Below are 16,488 nucleotides of genomic sequence, written 5' to 3'. Positions count from 1 at the left end.
CGCAGGCGCGCCACCTTGACGTCACTCATTGCACGGGCTAGACAATAAGTACCCTTAGTAACTGGTGCTGTCCCTGCATGAGGAGGAATTGCCATGAGTGATGAGCCGGGTAACCAGACGCCGGACACCCCCAATGTCAGCGAAAGCGAGCTGCGGGAGATGAAGGTGGATCAGCTCCGCCAGGAGGCGAAGGACGAGAACATCAGCGGATCTTCCGGCATGCGGAAGGAGGAACTGGTGAGGGAAGTTGCCAACGCCCGGTCCCAGGGCGCAGACAACAGCGAAGGCGGCGCCGAATCCGACCCCGATGATCTGGGCGCCGGGCCGGAAGGCGGCAAGATCCGGCACGGGGACGCCTCATCCAGCTCACTGAAGTATTCGCAGGAGGTCACCTCCACTGAGGATGAACCCGAACGAGAGGGCCGCAGCCTCGCCACGACCCACCACGAGGTCATCAGGCAGTGGGCCGAAGAGCGCGGCGGAGTTCCGGCCACGGTTGAAGGTACGGAACACGGTGATCATCTGGGCGTGCTGCGGATAGATTTTGGCGGCGACGACACCAATCTGCGCCGTGTGAGCTGGGAGGAATGGTTCAAAACTTTTGACGGGCGTCATCTCAATTTCATCTACCAGGAACAGCGCACTGACGGAACGCAGTCCAACTTCTTCCGGCTAGAAAATCCGGAACGTGAAGACGCCTAGGGCTGGCAGGTGCCTGCGGTCCGGGCTCCTCGCTGTGCTCGCGCTTTCGGGCTGCCTGCTTTCCGGGTGTGCCGCCGCTGACGGAACGCAGGCGGCAGAGGCAGCCGAAGCGTTCCACCGGGACATGGCCGGCTCCAACATGACGGCGGCCTGCTCGCTGCTGCAGTCCGAGACGCGGAAGGAGACGGCGCGGTCCAGTGACGCCGGCACGTGCGAGAGCCAGCTCGAGAAGGCGAAGATCCCGGACCCGGGAAAGCTGCTGAGCACAGAGCAGTACGGCCGCGACGCCTTCGTTGAGTTCGAGCACGACACCGTCTTCCTGGCCCAATCCGAGGGCGGTTGGCGAGTTACGGGCGCAGGCTGCACCCCCAACGGGGAAGAAGCGCCGTACACCTGCGAAGTAGGAGGCAAATAGCATGCGCTGGAGTTTTGCGCTGTATCTCGTCCTGATCTTTGGCGGACTGGCCTATATGGTCGCCGTCGGGCTTGTCCGGGGATAGGCGGACCGTGAAAAAGGCACTCAGAAACAACGGCCTCAGCCTCTTCTTCGGCCTGATTTTCCTCCTGGCCCTGCTGGGTCAGGCACTCACCGGCCATGCCCTCTTTAACCAGGAGCAGGTGGCCTCCGGACTGGAGGAGATCAGCTTCGGACAGTACCTGACGTCGTCGAACTTCGCCGTGGACGTCTCGGAAAACTGGCAGTCCGAATACCTGCAGTTTCTGCTGTACATCTTCGCGACCATCTGGCTCGTACAGAAGGGATCCCCCGAGTCCAAGGAACTGAACGAGTCCGGCCCGGAGTCGGACAGGGAGCAGCTGGTGGGCGAGTTCAGCAACGCCAAGTCACCCAAGTGGGCCCGCGTTTCCGGCTGGCGGCGCACCGTCTACTCCAACTCGCTGGGGGTGACGATGGGGCTGATCTTCCTCCTGTCGTGGCTGGCCCAGTCCATCGCCGGAAGCAGCAACTACAACCAGGAGCAGATCAAGAACTTCCAGCAGCCCGTCAGCTGGGCGGAGTACATCGTCTCGCCTGAGTTCTGGAACCGTACCCTGCAGAACTGGCAGTCCGAGTTTCTCGCTGTCGGTTCCATGGTGGTCCTCTCGATCTACCTCCGCCAGCGCGGCTCACCCGAGTCCAAGCCCGTGGGTTCGGCGCACGACGACACGGGCACCACGGGCTAGCGCCGGTTCGAGCCTCACAGCCCGTCGACGGCCCAGCCTTCCTGGTAATCCGGATGGTCCTTGTAAACGGCAGCGAGGGACATCAGGACATACTCGCTCGTGGCACCGATGGCGGTGGGAACATCGGTGACCAGCGGGACGTTGCCCAGGATCTTCCGCTTGGCCGCGCATTCTGAAAGCACGCGTCCGGGATGGAACCACCCGACGGCGGGTCCCGCCGATCCCTCCGTCTCCAGCCCCCGCCGGGCATCCGCCTCGTCCTCAGCGATCCGCGCTTCCAGAAAATCGATCAGGTCGGCCATGGGAAGTCCCTCGCATTCATCTTGGTGGGTGGATGGTGTCGGTGCTCTGGACCGTCAGTCGCGTCGGTTCAGTCGCGTCAGTTCAGTCGCGTCGAAAAGGCGTCACGCGTCCTCCTTCGGGCGGTGCCGGCGCTGCGGGGCGAGCGGAACAACAACCACCGGCCGGGTCTGCCAGTGTGTCAGGTGGCCGGCCACCGAGCCGAGCAGCACCTGCTCCAGCCGGGCGCCCACGCTGCCTTCGCGCGTGCCCACCACAATGACCGAGGCATCCGCAGAATCGGCCAGCCGGGCCAGCGCCCGCGCGGGTTCGCCCACCAGGGTCAGCAGCGACCAGCGGATCCCGGCCTTGCCGAGGACAGCCTGCAGGTGCTCCCTGAGGCGTGCGCTGGTTTGCTCGACGTCGTCAACGGCTCCCTCCTGGCCCGCGGTTTGCAGAAGGTCCTGGTCGTCACGCTCGTTGCTGAGGTAGGAGGTGATGTCCACATAGGCACAAATGAGCTTGACGTTCAGGGAGTAGGCCAGCTGGGCGGCGCTTTGCACGACGGCGGGCGGTTGCCCGGGCACGACGCCGGCCACCACCGGGCCGGCAATCCGCTGGGGGACGAATTCGCCCTCACCGCCTGGAAGCCCGGCCTTCTTCGCTGGCTCGTTCATGAGTGCTGCCATTCCACGCTGTCCTTACGGCAGATAGGGAGAACTCTCATTGCCAGCCTACTAGGAGCCTCTGGCACCGGCGGGCAACCTGGTGGAGGATGGGCGCATGGCGGAACGTGGAGGTCGCACGCAATTTGCCGTTGCCGGCTGGCTCTTCGGGGCCGTCAGTGTTGTCCTGGGCCTGCTGATCCACGCTGTGTCCGGGCATCCCGTGCCTGCGGTGCCGATCGTCGTCGCCACCGCCGCGCTGCTGAGCCTGGCCGGCACGGTGGTCATCCGCATCGGTGTGCCGAACTGGGCGCTGCTGGTGCTGGCCGGCGTGGGACAGCAGGCCATTCACTGGGCTTTTGCCTTCTTCTCCGATCCGCTGGCCACCACGCTGGGCGGTGCCGTGGGCGGCCACGGACACGCGGAGCCCGTCCAGTTCACCGGCCCCGGCCTCCTGCTGGCCGGCGTCCCCACCCAGCCGCTGCACGTGCTGCTGTATGCGCACGTTGCGGCGGCGCTGCTGGTGTTTCTGCTGGTTCAGCGGCTGAAGACATCGGATCCGAAGCGGTTCAGCCCGGGCGCGGCGGCGTTCCCCAGGTAGGGCAGCCCGAAAGCATCCTCAATGCTGGCCAGCAGACTGTAGTGGTTGTACAGACGGTCCGAGGTGGTGCCGGCCCTGGCCAGCGGTGACAGCACCAGCGTCCCAATCAGTCCGCCCGCCGCTCCCCCGGGCAGCGCCGCATCCGCACTTTCCTTCCCTTCTGCCTCGTCGAAGGTGATGACCAGCATCCCGTCCTGCTTGTACGCCGGGGAAGCCATGATCTCCGGAACATGCTTGCGGAGCCATACGTCGGCCGAGACCAGACCGCCCTCCCGCCCGTCTACGCAGGGGCTGTCATGCCCGTCGTTGCACAGATTGGGGCTGATGTAGGACAGGTTCCGTGTTGTTGCCACGCTCTTGAGATCGGCGGCGAGATGGGAGAAGTCGACGTCGTTGCGCCGGCACTCGGGTGAGGACGTGATCGCGGTGAAGTACACGAACGGGTTGTGCCGCGTGGCGTACTGGTCGCCCTCTTGGGCAGCGTGGTCCTGATCCCTGGCGCCCGGATCCGGATGGCGGCAGGGATCGCCCATGTCCTCCATGTACGCTTTCCAGGTCTTGCCGGCGGCAGCCAACTGGCCCGCAACCGTCTGCACCGACCCGGGGTACACGCAGCCACTGCCCTGCTCCTGCCCCAGCGACCCAGTGCCGGCCGAGTCGAACGCCTTATACATGGGGCAGTCGCCTTCTGTGGCGGGGTTAGGGCCCTGCCCCGAGATCTGGGCGATGTAGTTGGGAAGGGACGAATGCCCGACGGCGTAATACCGGTTCAGCAGCACGCCCTGCGGACGCAGGGTCCGGGACAGATATTCCGCGTCAGACTGGTCGTTCCAGACGTCGCGGAAGGACTTGTTCTCCAGATTGATCACGAAGATGTGTCCCGGCCTTGTTGCCGCGGCCGGTGAAGCCGAGGGCGACGGCGGCGCGCCAGCTCCGCAGGCAGCAAGCCCGGTGAGTGCCACAGCCAGCAGCGCGGCGGGGAGCGCGGCCGGCAGGAACTTCCGCCCAGTGGGTCTGCGCTGATGGGAGCCGTGCCGGCGCAACCGATGCCAGTGCCACCTTTGAATCGGAGCAGCTCTCATTGGATCCAGCCTTCTGCAGCAATGTCGGTTCGCGGTCCCGGCTCAATAAGCCAGGCTCCGGGGGTCCAGGCTCCATGCTGGCACTGCCAGCCCGGCAGCAGCATGAAGGAAAGCTGGGAGTTGTTTGGGAGGGCGCACCAAGGCCCTGACGGAACACCGGGCGGCTCACATGTTAAGTTGAATCGGTGGGACAGACCTGTCCCGCGCACCAGCCTAAGAGAGCCAATACGTGGAATCGCCTTCGCCAGTCCGAATCCTGACCGTCTGCACGGGCAACATTTGCCGTTCCCCCGTGGCGGAGCGCCTGCTTCAGGCCGGCCTGGACCAGGTGCTTCCCGGCGGCTTCGAGGTGCGCAGCGCCGGAACCCGGGCCCTGGTGGGCGACCCCGTCCAGCCGCTCTCTGCGGACATCATCCACACCTTCGGCGGCACGGCGGACGGCTTCGCAGCACGACAGCTGTCCGGCAAGATCCTCCGGAACGTGGACCTGGTCCTCACCATGACCTCCGGTCACCGGGGCGAGGTGCTGCAGCTGGATGCTTCGCTGCTGAAGCGCACCTTCACCATCCGTGAGTTTGCCCGGATGCTCGACGTCCTGGAGGAGCGTGAAGGCCAGGCGCCCCAGGGCGGCCGCCTCAACGGCGAACGGCTCGCTGCCAACACCAGGCTCTGGCGCAAGCTTCCCGCCAGGGCAGCCTCGGTCCGCCATCTCGCGCTGGCCCCCGATGCCGCGGACAACGACGTCGTTGACCCCTACCGCCGCAGCGCGGACTATTACCGGCAAATGGAGGACGAACTGGCCCCGGCGATCATCTCCATCCTTCGTTTCGCCCGGCTGAACGCACCCTCATAAACTGGCCCGACCGCCGTCGTTCTCACGGGCAACTTTTGGTGGTACCGTCCGATCATGAAATCCCGGAACAGTCCGGGAGCCGGGGGCAACGGCGACCCCGCTCCAGGTGCCAATGGCGGCGCCAAACCCAAGAGGACCATACGCAACGTAGTTTTGGCGGCGCTGCTCGGGATTGCCCTGGTGGCCGGCGGCTTCCTGTTCAGCCTGGCCCAGATCTGGAATACCCAGACCGCCAAGACGGAAATCAGCGCGGCCCCCGAAAGTCCCACCCAGACGGCAACCACCAAGCCCCCGCCCACCAAGAAGCCGGCGCCCAAAGCGGTGCAACCGCCACCGCCGCCCGCGCTGCCCATGAACATCCTGCTGATCGGCAGCGATCACCGCAAGGGTGACGCCCCGGCGCCGAACGGCCTGCCGAACCAGCGCGCGGACGTCCTCATGCTGGTGCACCTGGCGGCCGACGGAAAGCACGCCTACGGCATCTCGCTCATGCGTGACCTATGGGTGACGGTCCCCGGGTACGGCGAAGCCAAGATCAACTCCTCGCTCGAGCAGGGCGGCATGCCGCTTGCGGTGAGGACCGTGGAATCCCTGTTCGGGCAGAGGATCCAGCACGCCGTCATGATCGATTTCGAAGGCTTTAGGGGCATCACAGAGGCGCTCGGCGGCGTGGACGTCAACAATCCGGTGGAGTTCACGGCCAGCTTCGACACGCACCAGCACTTCCCCGCCGGCATCAACAAACTGGAGGGCCAGCGTGCCCTCGAGTTCGTCCGCGAGCGCTACTCGTTTGCCGACGGCGACTTCCACCGCGTCGCGAACCAGCAGCTGTTCCTGCGCTCCACCCTGGCCAAGCTGCTCTCCGCCCGCACGCTGACCAACCCGGTGACGCTGTACAAGCTGGTCAATACGGCGTCGAAGTACATCACCGTGGACAAGGGGCTGAACGCGACCGCCCTGGCCAGCCTCGTGTACAGCCTGCGGAATGTCCGGATGCAGGACGCGGTGTTCTTCACGCTTCCGACGGCGGGATTCGGGACCAGCACCGACGGACAGTCGATCATCCTGCCGGACTACGGCGCCGCCGCCGCTGTGGGCGCTGCCCTGGGGAAGGACCGGGTGGGACAGTACGCCGCGACGCTTGGGAAGTGATGCCCGAAAAATGAGGGGAAGCTGATGAAGAAACTTTTATGGACCATCCTTGCGGTCGCGGTGGTGTTTTTCATCATGGGCGCCGTCATCAAGGCGGTGGCCTTCCTGCTGTGGGTGGCGCCGTTCCTCCTGCTGGCCGCCCTGCTGGTGTTCTTCCTCAACCGCTCGGGCGGCAAACGCATCCCCTGACGCCCTCCGCCAACGCTTCCTCACCTCCTGCAGGTTTTAGGCCAACGCTTCCTCACCTCCCGCAGGTTTTAGGCCAACGCTTCCTCCCCTCCCGCAGGTTTTATGCCAACGCTCTATCACCCAGTGAGAGAGGGTTTCCCTTTTACCGGCAGGAAGTGAGAGTGCGTTTGAACAAAGGCGACGAAATCTGAGGACGCGTCAGGGGTTCAGCGGCGGGCGGTTACTCTGCTGACATTCCGGGTACGGCACTAGTAACGTGGAAAATTCGCAGGCCTAGGCTGAACGGGAGTGCAATCGTGGGACACAACGGAACCTCCGCTGACGGAACGCACAAGGATGCCCCGGTGCCCGCGGCGTGGACCGCAGGCGCCGTCGAACTCATCCTCATCCGGCACGGCGAGAGCCAGGGCAACGTTGCCGCTACCGACGCCACGGTTTCCGGCGCCGAGGTGATCCCGGTCCCGGCCCGTGACGCCGACGTCGAGCTCTCCTCCACAGGCCGGGAGCAGGTGACGGCGCTGGGCCGCGCCCTGGCGGCGGTACCGGAGGACCGGCGGCCGGACGTCGTCATCTCCTCGCCCTACATGCGCGCCTACCAGACGGCCGAGATCGCGGTGGAGACGGCGGGCTGGCCCGTCCCCGTGCGCTCGGATGAGCGCCTCCGCGACCGTGAGCTGGGCATCCTGGACATGCTCACCGCCTTTGGCGTGGAAACCCGTCTTCCCCAGGAGGCAGAACGACGGCGGTGGCTGGGCAAGTTCTATTACCGCCCGCCGGGCGGGGAATCGTGGGCGGACGTGGCGCTGCGGCTCCGCTCGGTGATCGGCGAACTGAATGCGCTGGGCAGCGGCCACCGGGTGATGCTGGTGTGCCACGACGCCGTCGTCATGCTGTTCCGCTACATCCTCGAAGGCATGTCCGAACGGGAGCTCCTGGACGTGGCAGCCAGCACACCGGTCCTGAACGCATCGCTGACACGGTATGTGCGGCCGGAGGGTGTGGGGCCGTGGACACTGGAGAGCTTCAACGTGGCCGAGCACCTCATGGAGCAGGGCGTCGAAGTGACCGAACATGCCGGGGACGCCAATGTCCACCCGCGCTGAGCCCACTGACACTGCCGCCGACGACTCCGCCAAGACTGCCGCCACCCTGATCACGCCGACGCTCCTGCGTGGCTGGCCGCTGCCCTCGGCAGGGTCTGACAAATACTCCCGCGGCGCGGTGCTGGTCATCGGAGGCGGCCGGCGCACACCGGGTGCCGCGCTGCTCGCCGGCACAGCCGCACTTCGCGCCGGAGCGGGCCGGGTGACCCTGGCCGTGGCGGAATCGGTGGCCGTCCAGCTGGCCGTGACGCTGCCGGAAGCGGGGGTGATCGGGCTGCCCCAGTCCACGGGCGGTTCCGTGGGTGACGCCGGGCTCGAGAAGCTGCTGCCGGACTTCGATGCTGCAGATTCCGTGCTGGTCGGCCCCGGCCTGGACGACATCGGGCAGACCGAGGCGCTGCTCCGTGGATTGCTGCAGCATGAGTCCACACGGGATCCGGGCCAGGGTACTGGTCCGACTGTGTTGCTCGATGCCTATGCATTGGGCGCCCTCCCCCGGCTGGCTGATGAGCTGGTGCCGTGGGCGGGCCGGCTGATCCTCACGCCGAACCCCACCGAGGCCGCGATCCTGCTCGGACGGGACACCGGGGATTTGGCGGCCGACGTCGTCGAACTCGCCGCAAAGTACCGCGCCGTGGTGAGCTGCCAGGGCGTGATTGCCGGGCCACGCGCCGTGGGCAATCCCGACGGCGGTTCTCCCGACGGCGGCTCCCCCGCCGCTGATTTCCCGGACACTGGAGACCATTGGGAAATCACCACCGGCTACGGCGGGCTGGGAACTTCCGGTAGCGGGGACATTCTTGCCGGCGCAATCGCCGGGCTCCGGGCACGGGGAACCAGCGATGCCCAGGCCGCCTGCTGGGGCACCCACCTTCACGCAGCGGCGGGCGACAGGCTCGCAAGCCGGGTGGGCAGCCTCGGCTACCTGGCGCGGGAACTGGCCGACGAACTGCCGCCGCTCATGATGGAACTGGGCACGTAGGTCGGTTGGCCCCAGGCTCAACCAGCGGCTCACTTGAGCGACTTCAGGATGGAACGCAGCGACGCGGCGGCCTTCGTAACTGCGCCCTCCGGCTGGGCGCGGCCCGCTGCGACGTCGCTGACCGCCCTGGCGATGGGCAGCTCAGCCAGCGCAGCTCCGGCAAGGTCGCCGAGGCCCCGGGCAATCCCCCAGTGCTTCAGGTCATGGGATGCCTGCAGCAGGGTGGAGAGGTCATCCTTGGCATAGACGCTGTTGAGTTGCTCTGTCCTGCCGTTGGCCACGGGGGCGGACATCCAGGCCTCCGCATACTCGGCCGGCTTCGCAGTGCTGCCCGAGCGCACCGGCACGCGCTCCTCCGGGGCAATCGCGAGCCAGTCGGCATAGCCGTCGGTCAGGAAGTACTCCACGAAGCGGCGTGCGGGTTCGGCGTCGGAATCAGCCGTCACCGTCCACGACATCACTTCGCCGAAGTGTGCCGGCCGTTGCCCGTCCGGCCCCTGGAGGCCAGCCACAACTCCGGTGTTCCGCGCCAGGAACAGCGGGTCGTCGGCGCATTCGGGGCAGCTGGGCCGCGCATCGGTCCGGGTGCCGGCCAGCTCGTCCAGCATGTTCGTCGGCCAGACGGCCATGGCAGCCTTCCCGGCGAAGTAGGCGGACCGGACCGTATCGATGTCTTGTATGCCCGGCACGGAATAGTTTTTGAGCAGGTCGCGGTAGAAGCTGAGCGCCGCAACGCACTGGGGACTGTCGAACACGACGACGCCCTTGGGATCCACCATCTCGCAGCCGTTTCCCAGCGCAATGTGCTCAAAGGACTGCTGCGTGAATGTCTGGCCGGCCTTGTTGGCCGCAACAATTCCCGCCAGCTCCGGTGAATCCAGCTTCCCGGCCGCGGCAACGATGTCCGCATACGTCCGGGGTGCCTCCAACCCGGCTTGGGCGAAGAGGTCCTTGCGGTAGTAGATCAGCTGGTGCCATGCGGAACCCGGCACGGCCAGCTGCCGGCCGTTGTCGCGTGTCAGTTCGAGTGACCGCGCGGCCCACGTTTGCTCGCCCAGGCTTTGCACGATGGCCGCATTTGTCTTGTAGTCGATGTGGCCGGAAGTCGCCATGGTCCGGACCTGTCCCAGCGACAAGGAAGCCATCACGTCCGGAAGGTCTCCGGAGGCAGCCGAGGACGTCATGACCTGGTTGAAGCGGTGCGGAGGAACACCGACCAGGTCGGCGCTAACTCCTGTGGCCGCGGTGAAATCCTCGATTACGAGGCGAAGCTTGGCCATCCGGTCCGGGAGCGTCTCCATGGTCCAGACGGTGATGTTGTGGTGGTCGATGTCCTGTGTGGGCGCGGGTGGCTGGCCGTTGCCGGGCGTGCAGGACACCAGGAGGGCCGCTGCCAGGGACACCGCCGCTAGAACGCCCGCCCTGACCTGGCCTCTGGTCCCATTCACGTGGCGCTCCTGCCATACCGTGTCCGCAGTACGGAGTACGCAAGGCGTCAAACCCCGCGTACAGCTAGGAGACCTGTGGAACAAGCGTAGCCAATCGGTGCCGGGCTGTCAGCAGGCCGCGTGGACTGCAGGGCCGGCCCGCTCGCCCCTGGCATCGGCCGCGACGACTAAGGGGGAAACATGAAGGGACGGCCTCCGCTCGTTGAGCCGGAGACCGTCCGCGAGAGGAGCGGATGCTGCTGCCGTGCGCTGTTTGGCGCGGTGGCGTGCTCCCGGGCTAACCGCCCCTTCTGGCAGCCAAATTGAAGCCCCGGGTCCTCCCGTGCACCGCCAGCCGCATCGGCTGGCTGTAGATGTTTTATAGCACCGGCCGCACCCCGCCACAAGGCTTCCGCCGCGGTTTTTTCCCTCAACTTCCTGCCCCCAAAGGCATCGATTCGGGGACTTACGACGGCGGCCGGCCGCTGCTCGGCGGCGTCCCCGTACGGTGGGGGTGCTATTGCTTGCCGCATCCGGCCGGGAGTATTTTAAGCGTGGGATTGAGCTCAAGCAGCAGGGCGCCGATGCCCCCTATCCAGGAGCACGTCAATGACGACCATCTCCAACGCCCACCTTCCCGGCGAAGCGCAGCGTCCCTCCGGCGACCCCTTGTGGTGTTACCAGTGCCAGACGGATGAACACCTGATCGTTGAATCCATTGAGGCCCTTCATCCCCCCAGGGACGGGATGGTGGACGTCTCCTACACCTGCGTGGAATGCGATCAGTTCTATGCCCACCCGGCGGGCGTCCACGATGTGGCAGGCGTCCTCAACCGCCACGGCCAGGTGATGGGAGTGCTGCAGTTCGGCGGCGAGTACTTCCACTGCGGCACTCCGATGGCATCGGTCAGCGCAGGTACCAGCAGCATCTATGGCACAGAGCTCGGCAGGCACCGCACCATCCACGACGTGCACCTGCCCACCCGGCTGCTGCGCTGCGGCTGCGGATTCCAAATGGAAGTGCCCGACTGAACGAGATCCCTCTGACTGATCGGGAGGAGGGCGGGGAGTGGCGGCAGCCCGCCGTCGTACAAGCACGCACTGAAGGTGAGGAGAGCGGCAATGTCCATCCTGGCACGCGACATCATGACCGGCGGCGCCGAGTGCATCGGCGTCAATGAAACCCTTGAGCAGGCGGCCAGGAAGATGAAGGATCTCGACGTCGGCTCCCTCCCGATCTGCGGCGAGGACAACCGGCTTAAGGGGATGCTCACCGACCGGGACATCGTGGTCCGCTGCCTGGCCGACGGCGGGGACCCCAAGAGCACCAAGGCCGGCGATCTCGCCCAGGGCAAACCCGTCACCATCGGCGCCGATGACACCGTCGAGGAAGCCATCAGGACCATGCAGCAGCACCAGGTCAGGAGGCTGCCGGTGATCGACGGCCACGACCTGATCGGAATGCTCAGCCAGGCCGACATCGCCCGGAACTACCCGGAGGACCGGGTGGGCGAACTGGTGGAGTTCATCTCCTTCTGAGCGTCTTCCGGCTCGGCATCATCCGGCGGAACGCCGGTTGCCGCAGCGCCGGAATCAGCAGGCTCGGGTTCGGCGGCCTCGGTGGGCGAGATCTGGGCGTCAGGATACGCCTGCTCCGGGCGGTCGCCGTAGTAGCGGGCGAGCCAGCGGCAAAGTCCGTCGAGGCCGGGAAACAGCACGCGTTCGGTGACATTGGCCTGGTCAAGATGGTTCCGGATGGCCCATTTCAGCTCAGCCGGAAACACCACCTTGCGGTAGAGCTCCGGGTGCTCCCCAAGCCAGTCCGCCAGCGAGGCCTCCGGATCCGTCATGATCGAGAAAACGGCCGACTGGTTGACGATCCGGTCATCCAGCGACGGCGGTTCGAAGAACAGCGGGACGCCGCCGCCGTCGTCGGACCTGTATTCATCAAAGCCTTCCAACGATTCCGCGGCAGCCGTGAGGATTTCGGTGGTGAACAGGCCGTGCCCCAGCGGCTCCACGTGCGTGCGCAGTCCCGCAGGCAGCAGCTCGTGGGCCGCCACATAGTCAACGCACCAGACCACGCCGGGGCGGCCGTAGCCCCGGGGATTGGAGGTGGCGAAGTGAAGTGCGACGTACGGGGAAAACGTCCAGTCGAGCAGTCGGGTGGGAAGTCCGTGATGCTGCGCGACGCTCAGCCAATTCCACAGCGAATCGCCGGGGGTGGCATTCCGGTGGGCGTACTTCTTGAAATTGCGCAGCAGGTGCTGCTCCAAACTCCCGGCGGCTTCAGCCTGCAGCCTGGCGAGGCCGGTCTCGAGCGGGTAGTCATCCGAGGACAGTCCGCGGTATGCGACGTTGATGCGGTACTTGGCCTCCGACGGCTGCCACTGGTCCTGTGTCAGCGCAAAGATCAGCTCCTGAAGATCCCCGACATGGACTTCCTGTCCGCTTCCCACGAGACCGCCTCTTAGACTGGCACAAATTGCAAAGGGTACTTATGTTGAGATACTAATCATGCTTACTATATTCAGGCCAGCACTGGACAACTGCAGGAGAATCTATGCGCAGATTGCTAGCTACTTTCACCGCCGTACTTGCCCTTGCCGGTGCGGGGTTCTGGCTCGCAGCGCCGTCGTATGCAGCCTCTGCGCCGGGCTCATCGGCAGCAACCGCCGTCCCGGTGGCTGCCCTCGTGCCGGTTCAGGCGGGCACGTCCGTTGCGGCCGGTACACCGGCACCCACCGGAACATCTTCCCCGTCCGCAACCCCGTCCGAGCCTCCTGCCAACCCAGGCACGGGTGAACCGCAAGAGTCGGAAACAAACCGCCTCGAATATGCCCCGTACGTAATCGCGGCGGTACTTATCATCACACTCCTCATCGTCTTTGTCTGGCGACGCCGCCGCGGAAACAAAACCGTGGTCTAGGCGGCGCCGTAGACGGGCTTCTCAACAAGGCACAACACAGTCAGTTCCCGTTTCACCAATTCCACTTGAAGGAGTTGTCGCCATGACCACCATGGACAGCGCGGCCGGTGCAAGGTCCCGGCTGCAACGGGCCGCCCAAGCCGTCGGGGCAGTATTCGTGCTCGTCGGCATCCTGGGGTTCATTCCCGGTATCACCTCGAACTACGCGACGCTCGGCACGGCCGGGCCCGCCTCCGATGCCCTGCTTCTGGGCGTCTTCCAGGTATCCATCCTGCACAACATCGTCCATCTGCTCTTCGGCGTGGCCGGCCTGCTCATGGGACGGACGCCGGGCCAGGCACGGAGCTACCTGCTGTACGGCGGCGTCATCTATCTGGTCCTGTGGATCTACGGCCTGCTGATCGGCCACGAGACCGCGGCGAACTTCGTTCCGGTCAACACGGCTGACAACTGGCTGCACTTCCTGCTGGGCGTTGGCATGATCGGACTCGCCCTGCTGCTGTCCCGCGACACCCGGAGGGTCCACGGTCCCGCCACGGGCCATTAACCAGTAAACCTTTTGCGGGGGTGCCGCAGGCGCTATCCTGATGCCGTCGGTTCTGTGAACCGCTCACGGTCCGGCCGGCACCCTCGCCCTATACGGGGCGTCGAAGCGCGATGCCGGGGAGTGGCAGACAATGACCGCATATCAGCAACCAGCAACCACCACCACCGCTGAGGCTCCCTTGCTGGTGCCCCGCAAAAAAGGCAACATGGTGGTCAAGTGGATCACCTCCACGGACCACAAGACCATCGGGTACATGTACCTGATCGCGTCCTTCGTGTTCTTCTGCCTCGGCGGCGTGATGGCGTTGCTGATCCGTGCCGAGCTCTTCGAACCAGGCATGCAGGTGCTGGTGACGAAGGAGCAATACAACCAGCTGTTTACGATGCACGGCACCGTCATGCTCCTGATGTTCGCCACCCCGCTGTTCGCCGGCTTCACCAACGTGATCATGCCCTTGCAAATCGGTGCGCCGGACGTCGCGTTCCCGCGATTGAACGCGCTGGCCTTCTGGTTCTTCCTGTTCGGCTCGACGATTGCGGTATCGGGCTTCATCACCCCGCAGGGATCCGCTTCCTTCGGCTGGACGGTCTACGCGCCCCTCAACAACACGACGTTCACGCCGGGCATTGGCGGTGACCTGTGGGTCTTCGGCCTGGCACTGTCCGGTTTCGGCACCATCCTGGGCGCGGTCAACTTCATCACCACTGTGGTCTGCATGCGCGCCCCCGGCATGACCATGTGGCGCATGCCGATCTTCACCTGGAACGTCTTCATCACGTCAGTCCTGGTAATCATGGCCTTCCCGCCGCTGGCCGCAGCCCTCTTCGCCATCGGCGCGGACCGGCGTTTCGGCGCCCACATTTATGACCCCGAAAACGGCGGGGCGATATTGTTCCAGCACCTGTTCTGGTTCTTCGGGCATCCGGAGGTTTACATCATCGCACTGCCGTTCTTCGGCATTGTGTCCGAGATCTTCCCGGTCTTCAGCCGCAAGCCGATCTTCGGCTACAAGGGCCTGGTGTACGCGACCATCGCCATCGCCGCCCTGTCGGCCACGGTCTGGGCGCACCACATGTATGTCACCGGTTCGGTGCTGCTGCCGTTCTTTGCGCTCATGACCATGTTCATTGCGGTCCCGACAGGCGTGAAGTTCTTCAACTGGATCGGCACCATGTGGGGCGGCTCGCTGACCTTCGAGACCCCGATGCTGTGGGCCATCGGATTCCTCATCACGTTCCTCTTCGGCGGCCTGACCGGCATCATCCTGGCCTCCCCGCCGCTGGACTTCCACGTCTCGGACTCCTACTTCGTGGTGGCCCACTTCCATTACGTGGTGTTCGGCACCGTGGTGTTCGCGATGTTCGCCGGCTTCTACTTCTGGTGGCCGAAGTGGACGGGCAAGATGCTCAACGAGCGGCTCGGCAAGATCCACTTCTGGATGCTGCTGGTGGGCTTCCACGCCACGTTCCTGATCCAGCACTGGCTCGGCGTTGAAGGCATGCCCCGCCGTTACGCGGACTACCTGCCGCAGGACAACTTCACAGCCATGAACCAGTTCTCCACCTTTGGTTCATTCCTGCTGGGCGCCTCGCTCATTCCCTTCTTCTGGAACGTCTTCATCACGGCCCGCGGCAAGGAAAAGGTTGAGGTCGACGATCCCTGGGGCTTCGGCGCCTCGCTGGAATGGGCCACGTCCTGCCCGCCGCCGCGGCACAACTTCACCTCGCTGCCGCGCATCCGCTCCGAACGCCCGGCCCTGGACCTGCACCATCCAGAGTTGCGCGTCCGCGAACACGAGGCCGTGCACTCGCCGGCAGCCGGGGTTCTGGGCGCGGCGGACATCGGCGAGCGCGACGTTCGGGACCCGAACCCGGACAGGTAGCCCGGCGTAGCCCTTACCGGCTCCCGGAGGGAACTCCGGCATAACACTGCGGCCCCGGACTCCTTGGGGAGTCCGGGGCCGCAGTGTGTTCAGTTCTCTTAATTAGCCCTCAAGCAGCCGCGGCCACCGGGAAGCGGCCGGCTGCACCACCCATACCGCCGTCGGCGGGACCCAGGACGCGGAGATTGCATTCGGACTGCTGCGGGTCAATGGAACGCGGCAGGTGGTGCGTTTTGGAGCATTCCCGGAGCTGTTCAAGTGCGACGGGTTCGACCCGGGCGTGGCTGACATCAACGACGAGCTGCAGGCCCTCACGGAGGTGGTTGGCGCGCTTCATAACGACGTAAAGAGCTTGGATGCTTTGGGCGGTTACGTGTCCCTGGGCGGCGACCTGAGCTTCACCGCAGTCGAGGTCCACGCGGACCAGTACCTTGAGCTTCTGGTTCAAAACTTCTCCCCTCATGCACGGCCGCGACGCTGCGACCGGATCTAACCCTAGCCTGCATGTGACTCAGGTAACAGAAAAATTTTGAATGTTGCAGAAATGGGATATTTCGAGGCTGGGACCGGCCACCCGCCTGGGCCCGGACGCACCAACGGTCCGGGGACGCGTGGGTTCCGGCATCCCCGGACCATTTGCGCGCCGCATGTTCGACGGCGGCGGACGGTCGGGCGGCCGGCTCAGCTGCGGGTGGGGTCCGGGCGCAGCGGCGCTGGCCCTGGATCGGGCACCGGAAGCGGGCCGGGCGGCTGGGGCGTCGGAACGGGATTCGGCGGTGCGGGGCGGGACGGGTCCGGCCGCATGGGATCGGGCCCGGGCTCCGGCGGGAACGGCTCTGGTTCGTGCACTGGCGGGATGGTCATGCTTCCCCCTCGAAGGCTCGTGTGGGTTCCTTTTTGCTGACGCGAGTTC

The 16,488-nt window shown here is 65.5% G+C and carries 21 protein-coding genes; 14 read left to right on the top strand and 7 right to left on the bottom strand.

Going from position 1 to position 16,488, the window contains the following annotated elements:
• Positions 1-93: 93 nt before the first annotated feature.
• From ABIE00_RS03625 to ABIE00_RS03615, 3 genes are all read left to right on the top strand, one after another.
• Positions 94-702, top strand: a complete 609-nt coding sequence (locus ABIE00_RS03625) for a Rho termination factor N-terminal domain-containing protein (RefSeq protein WP_354256836.1) — start codon at positions 94-96, stop codon at positions 700-702.
• Positions 689-1,117, top strand: a complete 429-nt coding sequence (locus ABIE00_RS03620; RefSeq protein WP_354256834.1) for a hypothetical protein — start codon at positions 689-691, stop codon at positions 1,115-1,117. The genes ABIE00_RS03625 and ABIE00_RS03620 overlap by 14 nt, the downstream gene beginning before the upstream one ends.
• Positions 1,118-1,209: 92 nt before the next feature.
• Positions 1,210-1,884, top strand: a complete 675-nt coding sequence (locus ABIE00_RS03615; protein ID WP_354256832.1) for a DUF6766 family protein — start codon at positions 1,210-1,212, stop codon at positions 1,882-1,884.
• A gap of 14 nt (positions 1,885-1,898) precedes the next feature.
• Here the strand turns inward: ABIE00_RS03615 and ABIE00_RS03610 are convergent, their stop codons facing one another.
• Positions 1,899-2,186 (bottom strand): DUF6221 family protein, encoded by a 288-nt coding sequence (locus ABIE00_RS03610; RefSeq protein WP_331575978.1) that lies wholly within the window; start codon positions 2,184-2,186, stop codon positions 1,899-1,901.
• Between the two features lie 102 nt (positions 2,187-2,288).
• Positions 2,289-2,852 (bottom strand): universal stress protein, encoded by a 564-nt coding sequence (locus ABIE00_RS03605; RefSeq protein WP_354256829.1) that lies wholly within the window; start codon positions 2,850-2,852, stop codon positions 2,289-2,291.
• A gap of 94 nt (positions 2,853-2,946) precedes the next feature.
• Here ABIE00_RS03605 and ABIE00_RS03600 point away from each other — a divergent pair, with 94 nt between their 5' ends.
• The gene (locus tag ABIE00_RS03600; RefSeq protein WP_354256827.1) at positions 2,947-3,429 is read left to right on the top strand and encodes a hypothetical protein; all 483 of its coding nucleotides are present in this window, start codon (positions 2,947-2,949) and stop codon (positions 3,427-3,429) included.
• On the opposite strand, the gene ABIE00_RS03595 is transcribed toward ABIE00_RS03600, so the two are convergent.
• Positions 3,366-4,298, bottom strand: a complete 933-nt coding sequence (locus ABIE00_RS03595; protein WP_354256824.1) for an alkaline phosphatase family protein — start codon at positions 4,296-4,298, stop codon at positions 3,366-3,368. The two genes, ABIE00_RS03600 and ABIE00_RS03595, sit on opposite strands and share 64 nt — an antisense overlap.
• Before the next feature lie 442 nt (positions 4,299-4,740).
• Here ABIE00_RS03595 and ABIE00_RS03590 point away from each other — a divergent pair, with 442 nt between their 5' ends.
• The 5 genes from ABIE00_RS03590 (at position 4,741) to ABIE00_RS03570 (ending at position 8,790) form a co-directional block, all read left to right on the top strand.
• Positions 4,741-5,364 carry an arsenate reductase/protein-tyrosine-phosphatase family protein gene (locus ABIE00_RS03590; RefSeq protein WP_354256821.1) on the top strand — a complete coding sequence of 208 codons (624 nt, stop codon included), beginning with the start codon at positions 4,741-4,743 and terminating at the stop codon, positions 5,362-5,364.
• A 54-nt stretch (positions 5,365-5,418) separates the two neighbouring features.
• Entirely contained in the window at positions 5,419-6,516 is a 1,098-nt protein-coding gene (locus ABIE00_RS03585; RefSeq protein ID WP_354256819.1) for an LCP family protein, read from the top strand.
• A 24-nt stretch (positions 6,517-6,540) separates the two neighbouring features.
• The gene (locus ABIE00_RS03580; protein ID WP_354256816.1) at positions 6,541-6,705 is read left to right on the top strand and encodes a hypothetical protein; all 165 of its coding nucleotides are present in this window, start codon (positions 6,541-6,543) and stop codon (positions 6,703-6,705) included.
• Positions 6,706-7,049: 344 nt separating this feature from the next.
• Entirely contained in the window at positions 7,050-7,808 is a 759-nt protein-coding gene (locus ABIE00_RS03575; protein WP_354263259.1) for a histidine phosphatase family protein, read from the top strand.
• On the top strand, positions 7,792-8,790 hold the full coding sequence (locus ABIE00_RS03570) for an ADP-dependent NAD(P)H-hydrate dehydratase (RefSeq protein ID WP_354256813.1): 999 nt from the start codon (positions 7,792-7,794) through the stop codon (positions 8,788-8,790). The genes ABIE00_RS03575 and ABIE00_RS03570 overlap by 17 nt, the downstream gene beginning before the upstream one ends.
• A gap of 29 nt (positions 8,791-8,819) precedes the next feature.
• Here ABIE00_RS03570 and ABIE00_RS03565 read toward each other — a convergent pair whose 3' ends face one another.
• Positions 8,820-10,238: an ABC transporter substrate-binding protein gene (locus ABIE00_RS03565; RefSeq protein WP_354256811.1), complete on the bottom strand. Its 1,419-nt coding sequence runs from the start codon at positions 10,236-10,238 to the stop codon at positions 8,820-8,822.
• Between the two features lie 588 nt (positions 10,239-10,826).
• Between ABIE00_RS03565 and ABIE00_RS03560 the strand changes: the two genes are divergently transcribed.
• The gene (locus ABIE00_RS03560) at positions 10,827-11,249 is read left to right on the top strand and encodes a hypothetical protein (protein WP_354256808.1); all 423 of its coding nucleotides are present in this window, start codon (positions 10,827-10,829) and stop codon (positions 11,247-11,249) included.
• Between the two features lie 90 nt (positions 11,250-11,339).
• Entirely contained in the window at positions 11,340-11,756 is a 417-nt protein-coding gene (locus ABIE00_RS03555) for a CBS domain-containing protein (RefSeq protein WP_354256805.1), read from the top strand.
• On the opposite strand, the gene ABIE00_RS03550 is transcribed toward ABIE00_RS03555, so the two are convergent.
• Positions 11,708-12,676, bottom strand: coding sequence for an FRG domain-containing protein (locus tag ABIE00_RS03550; RefSeq protein WP_354256802.1), 969 nt, complete (start codon positions 12,674-12,676; stop codon positions 11,708-11,710). The genes ABIE00_RS03555 and ABIE00_RS03550 overlap by 49 nt on opposite strands.
• A gap of 104 nt (positions 12,677-12,780) precedes the next feature.
• Between ABIE00_RS03550 and ABIE00_RS03545 the strand changes: the two genes are divergently transcribed.
• The 3 genes from ABIE00_RS03545 (at position 12,781) to ctaD (ending at position 15,575) form a co-directional block, all read left to right on the top strand.
• A complete protein-coding gene (locus ABIE00_RS03545) occupies positions 12,781-13,146 on the top strand; it encodes a LuxR family transcriptional regulator (protein ID WP_354256799.1) in 366 nt (121 codons plus the stop codon).
• 82 nt (positions 13,147-13,228) lie between these two features.
• The gene (locus ABIE00_RS03540) at positions 13,229-13,693 is read left to right on the top strand and encodes a DUF4383 domain-containing protein (RefSeq protein WP_354256796.1); all 465 of its coding nucleotides are present in this window, start codon (positions 13,229-13,231) and stop codon (positions 13,691-13,693) included.
• A 130-nt stretch (positions 13,694-13,823) separates the two neighbouring features.
• Positions 13,824-15,575: an aa3-type cytochrome oxidase subunit I gene (gene ctaD / locus ABIE00_RS03535; protein WP_354256793.1), complete on the top strand. Its 1,752-nt coding sequence runs from the start codon at positions 13,824-13,826 to the stop codon at positions 15,573-15,575.
• A gap of 109 nt (positions 15,576-15,684) precedes the next feature.
• Here the strand turns inward: ctaD and ABIE00_RS03530 are convergent, their stop codons facing one another.
• Together ABIE00_RS03530 and ABIE00_RS03525 are read right to left on the bottom strand one after the other, a co-directional pair.
• Positions 15,685-16,023: a hypothetical protein gene (locus tag ABIE00_RS03530; RefSeq protein ID WP_354256790.1), complete on the bottom strand. Its 339-nt coding sequence runs from the start codon at positions 16,021-16,023 to the stop codon at positions 15,685-15,687.
• A 233-nt stretch (positions 16,024-16,256) separates the two neighbouring features.
• Positions 16,257-16,439 (bottom strand): hypothetical protein, encoded by a 183-nt coding sequence (locus tag ABIE00_RS03525; RefSeq protein WP_354256788.1) that lies wholly within the window; start codon positions 16,437-16,439, stop codon positions 16,257-16,259.
• Positions 16,440-16,488: the final 49 nt, after the last annotated feature.

The organism is Arthrobacter sp. OAP107 (assembly GCF_040546765.1).
Classification (GTDB): Bacteria; Actinomycetota; Actinomycetes; order Actinomycetales; family Micrococcaceae; genus Arthrobacter.
This window is presented reverse-complemented; position numbering and strand designations above follow the sequence as displayed.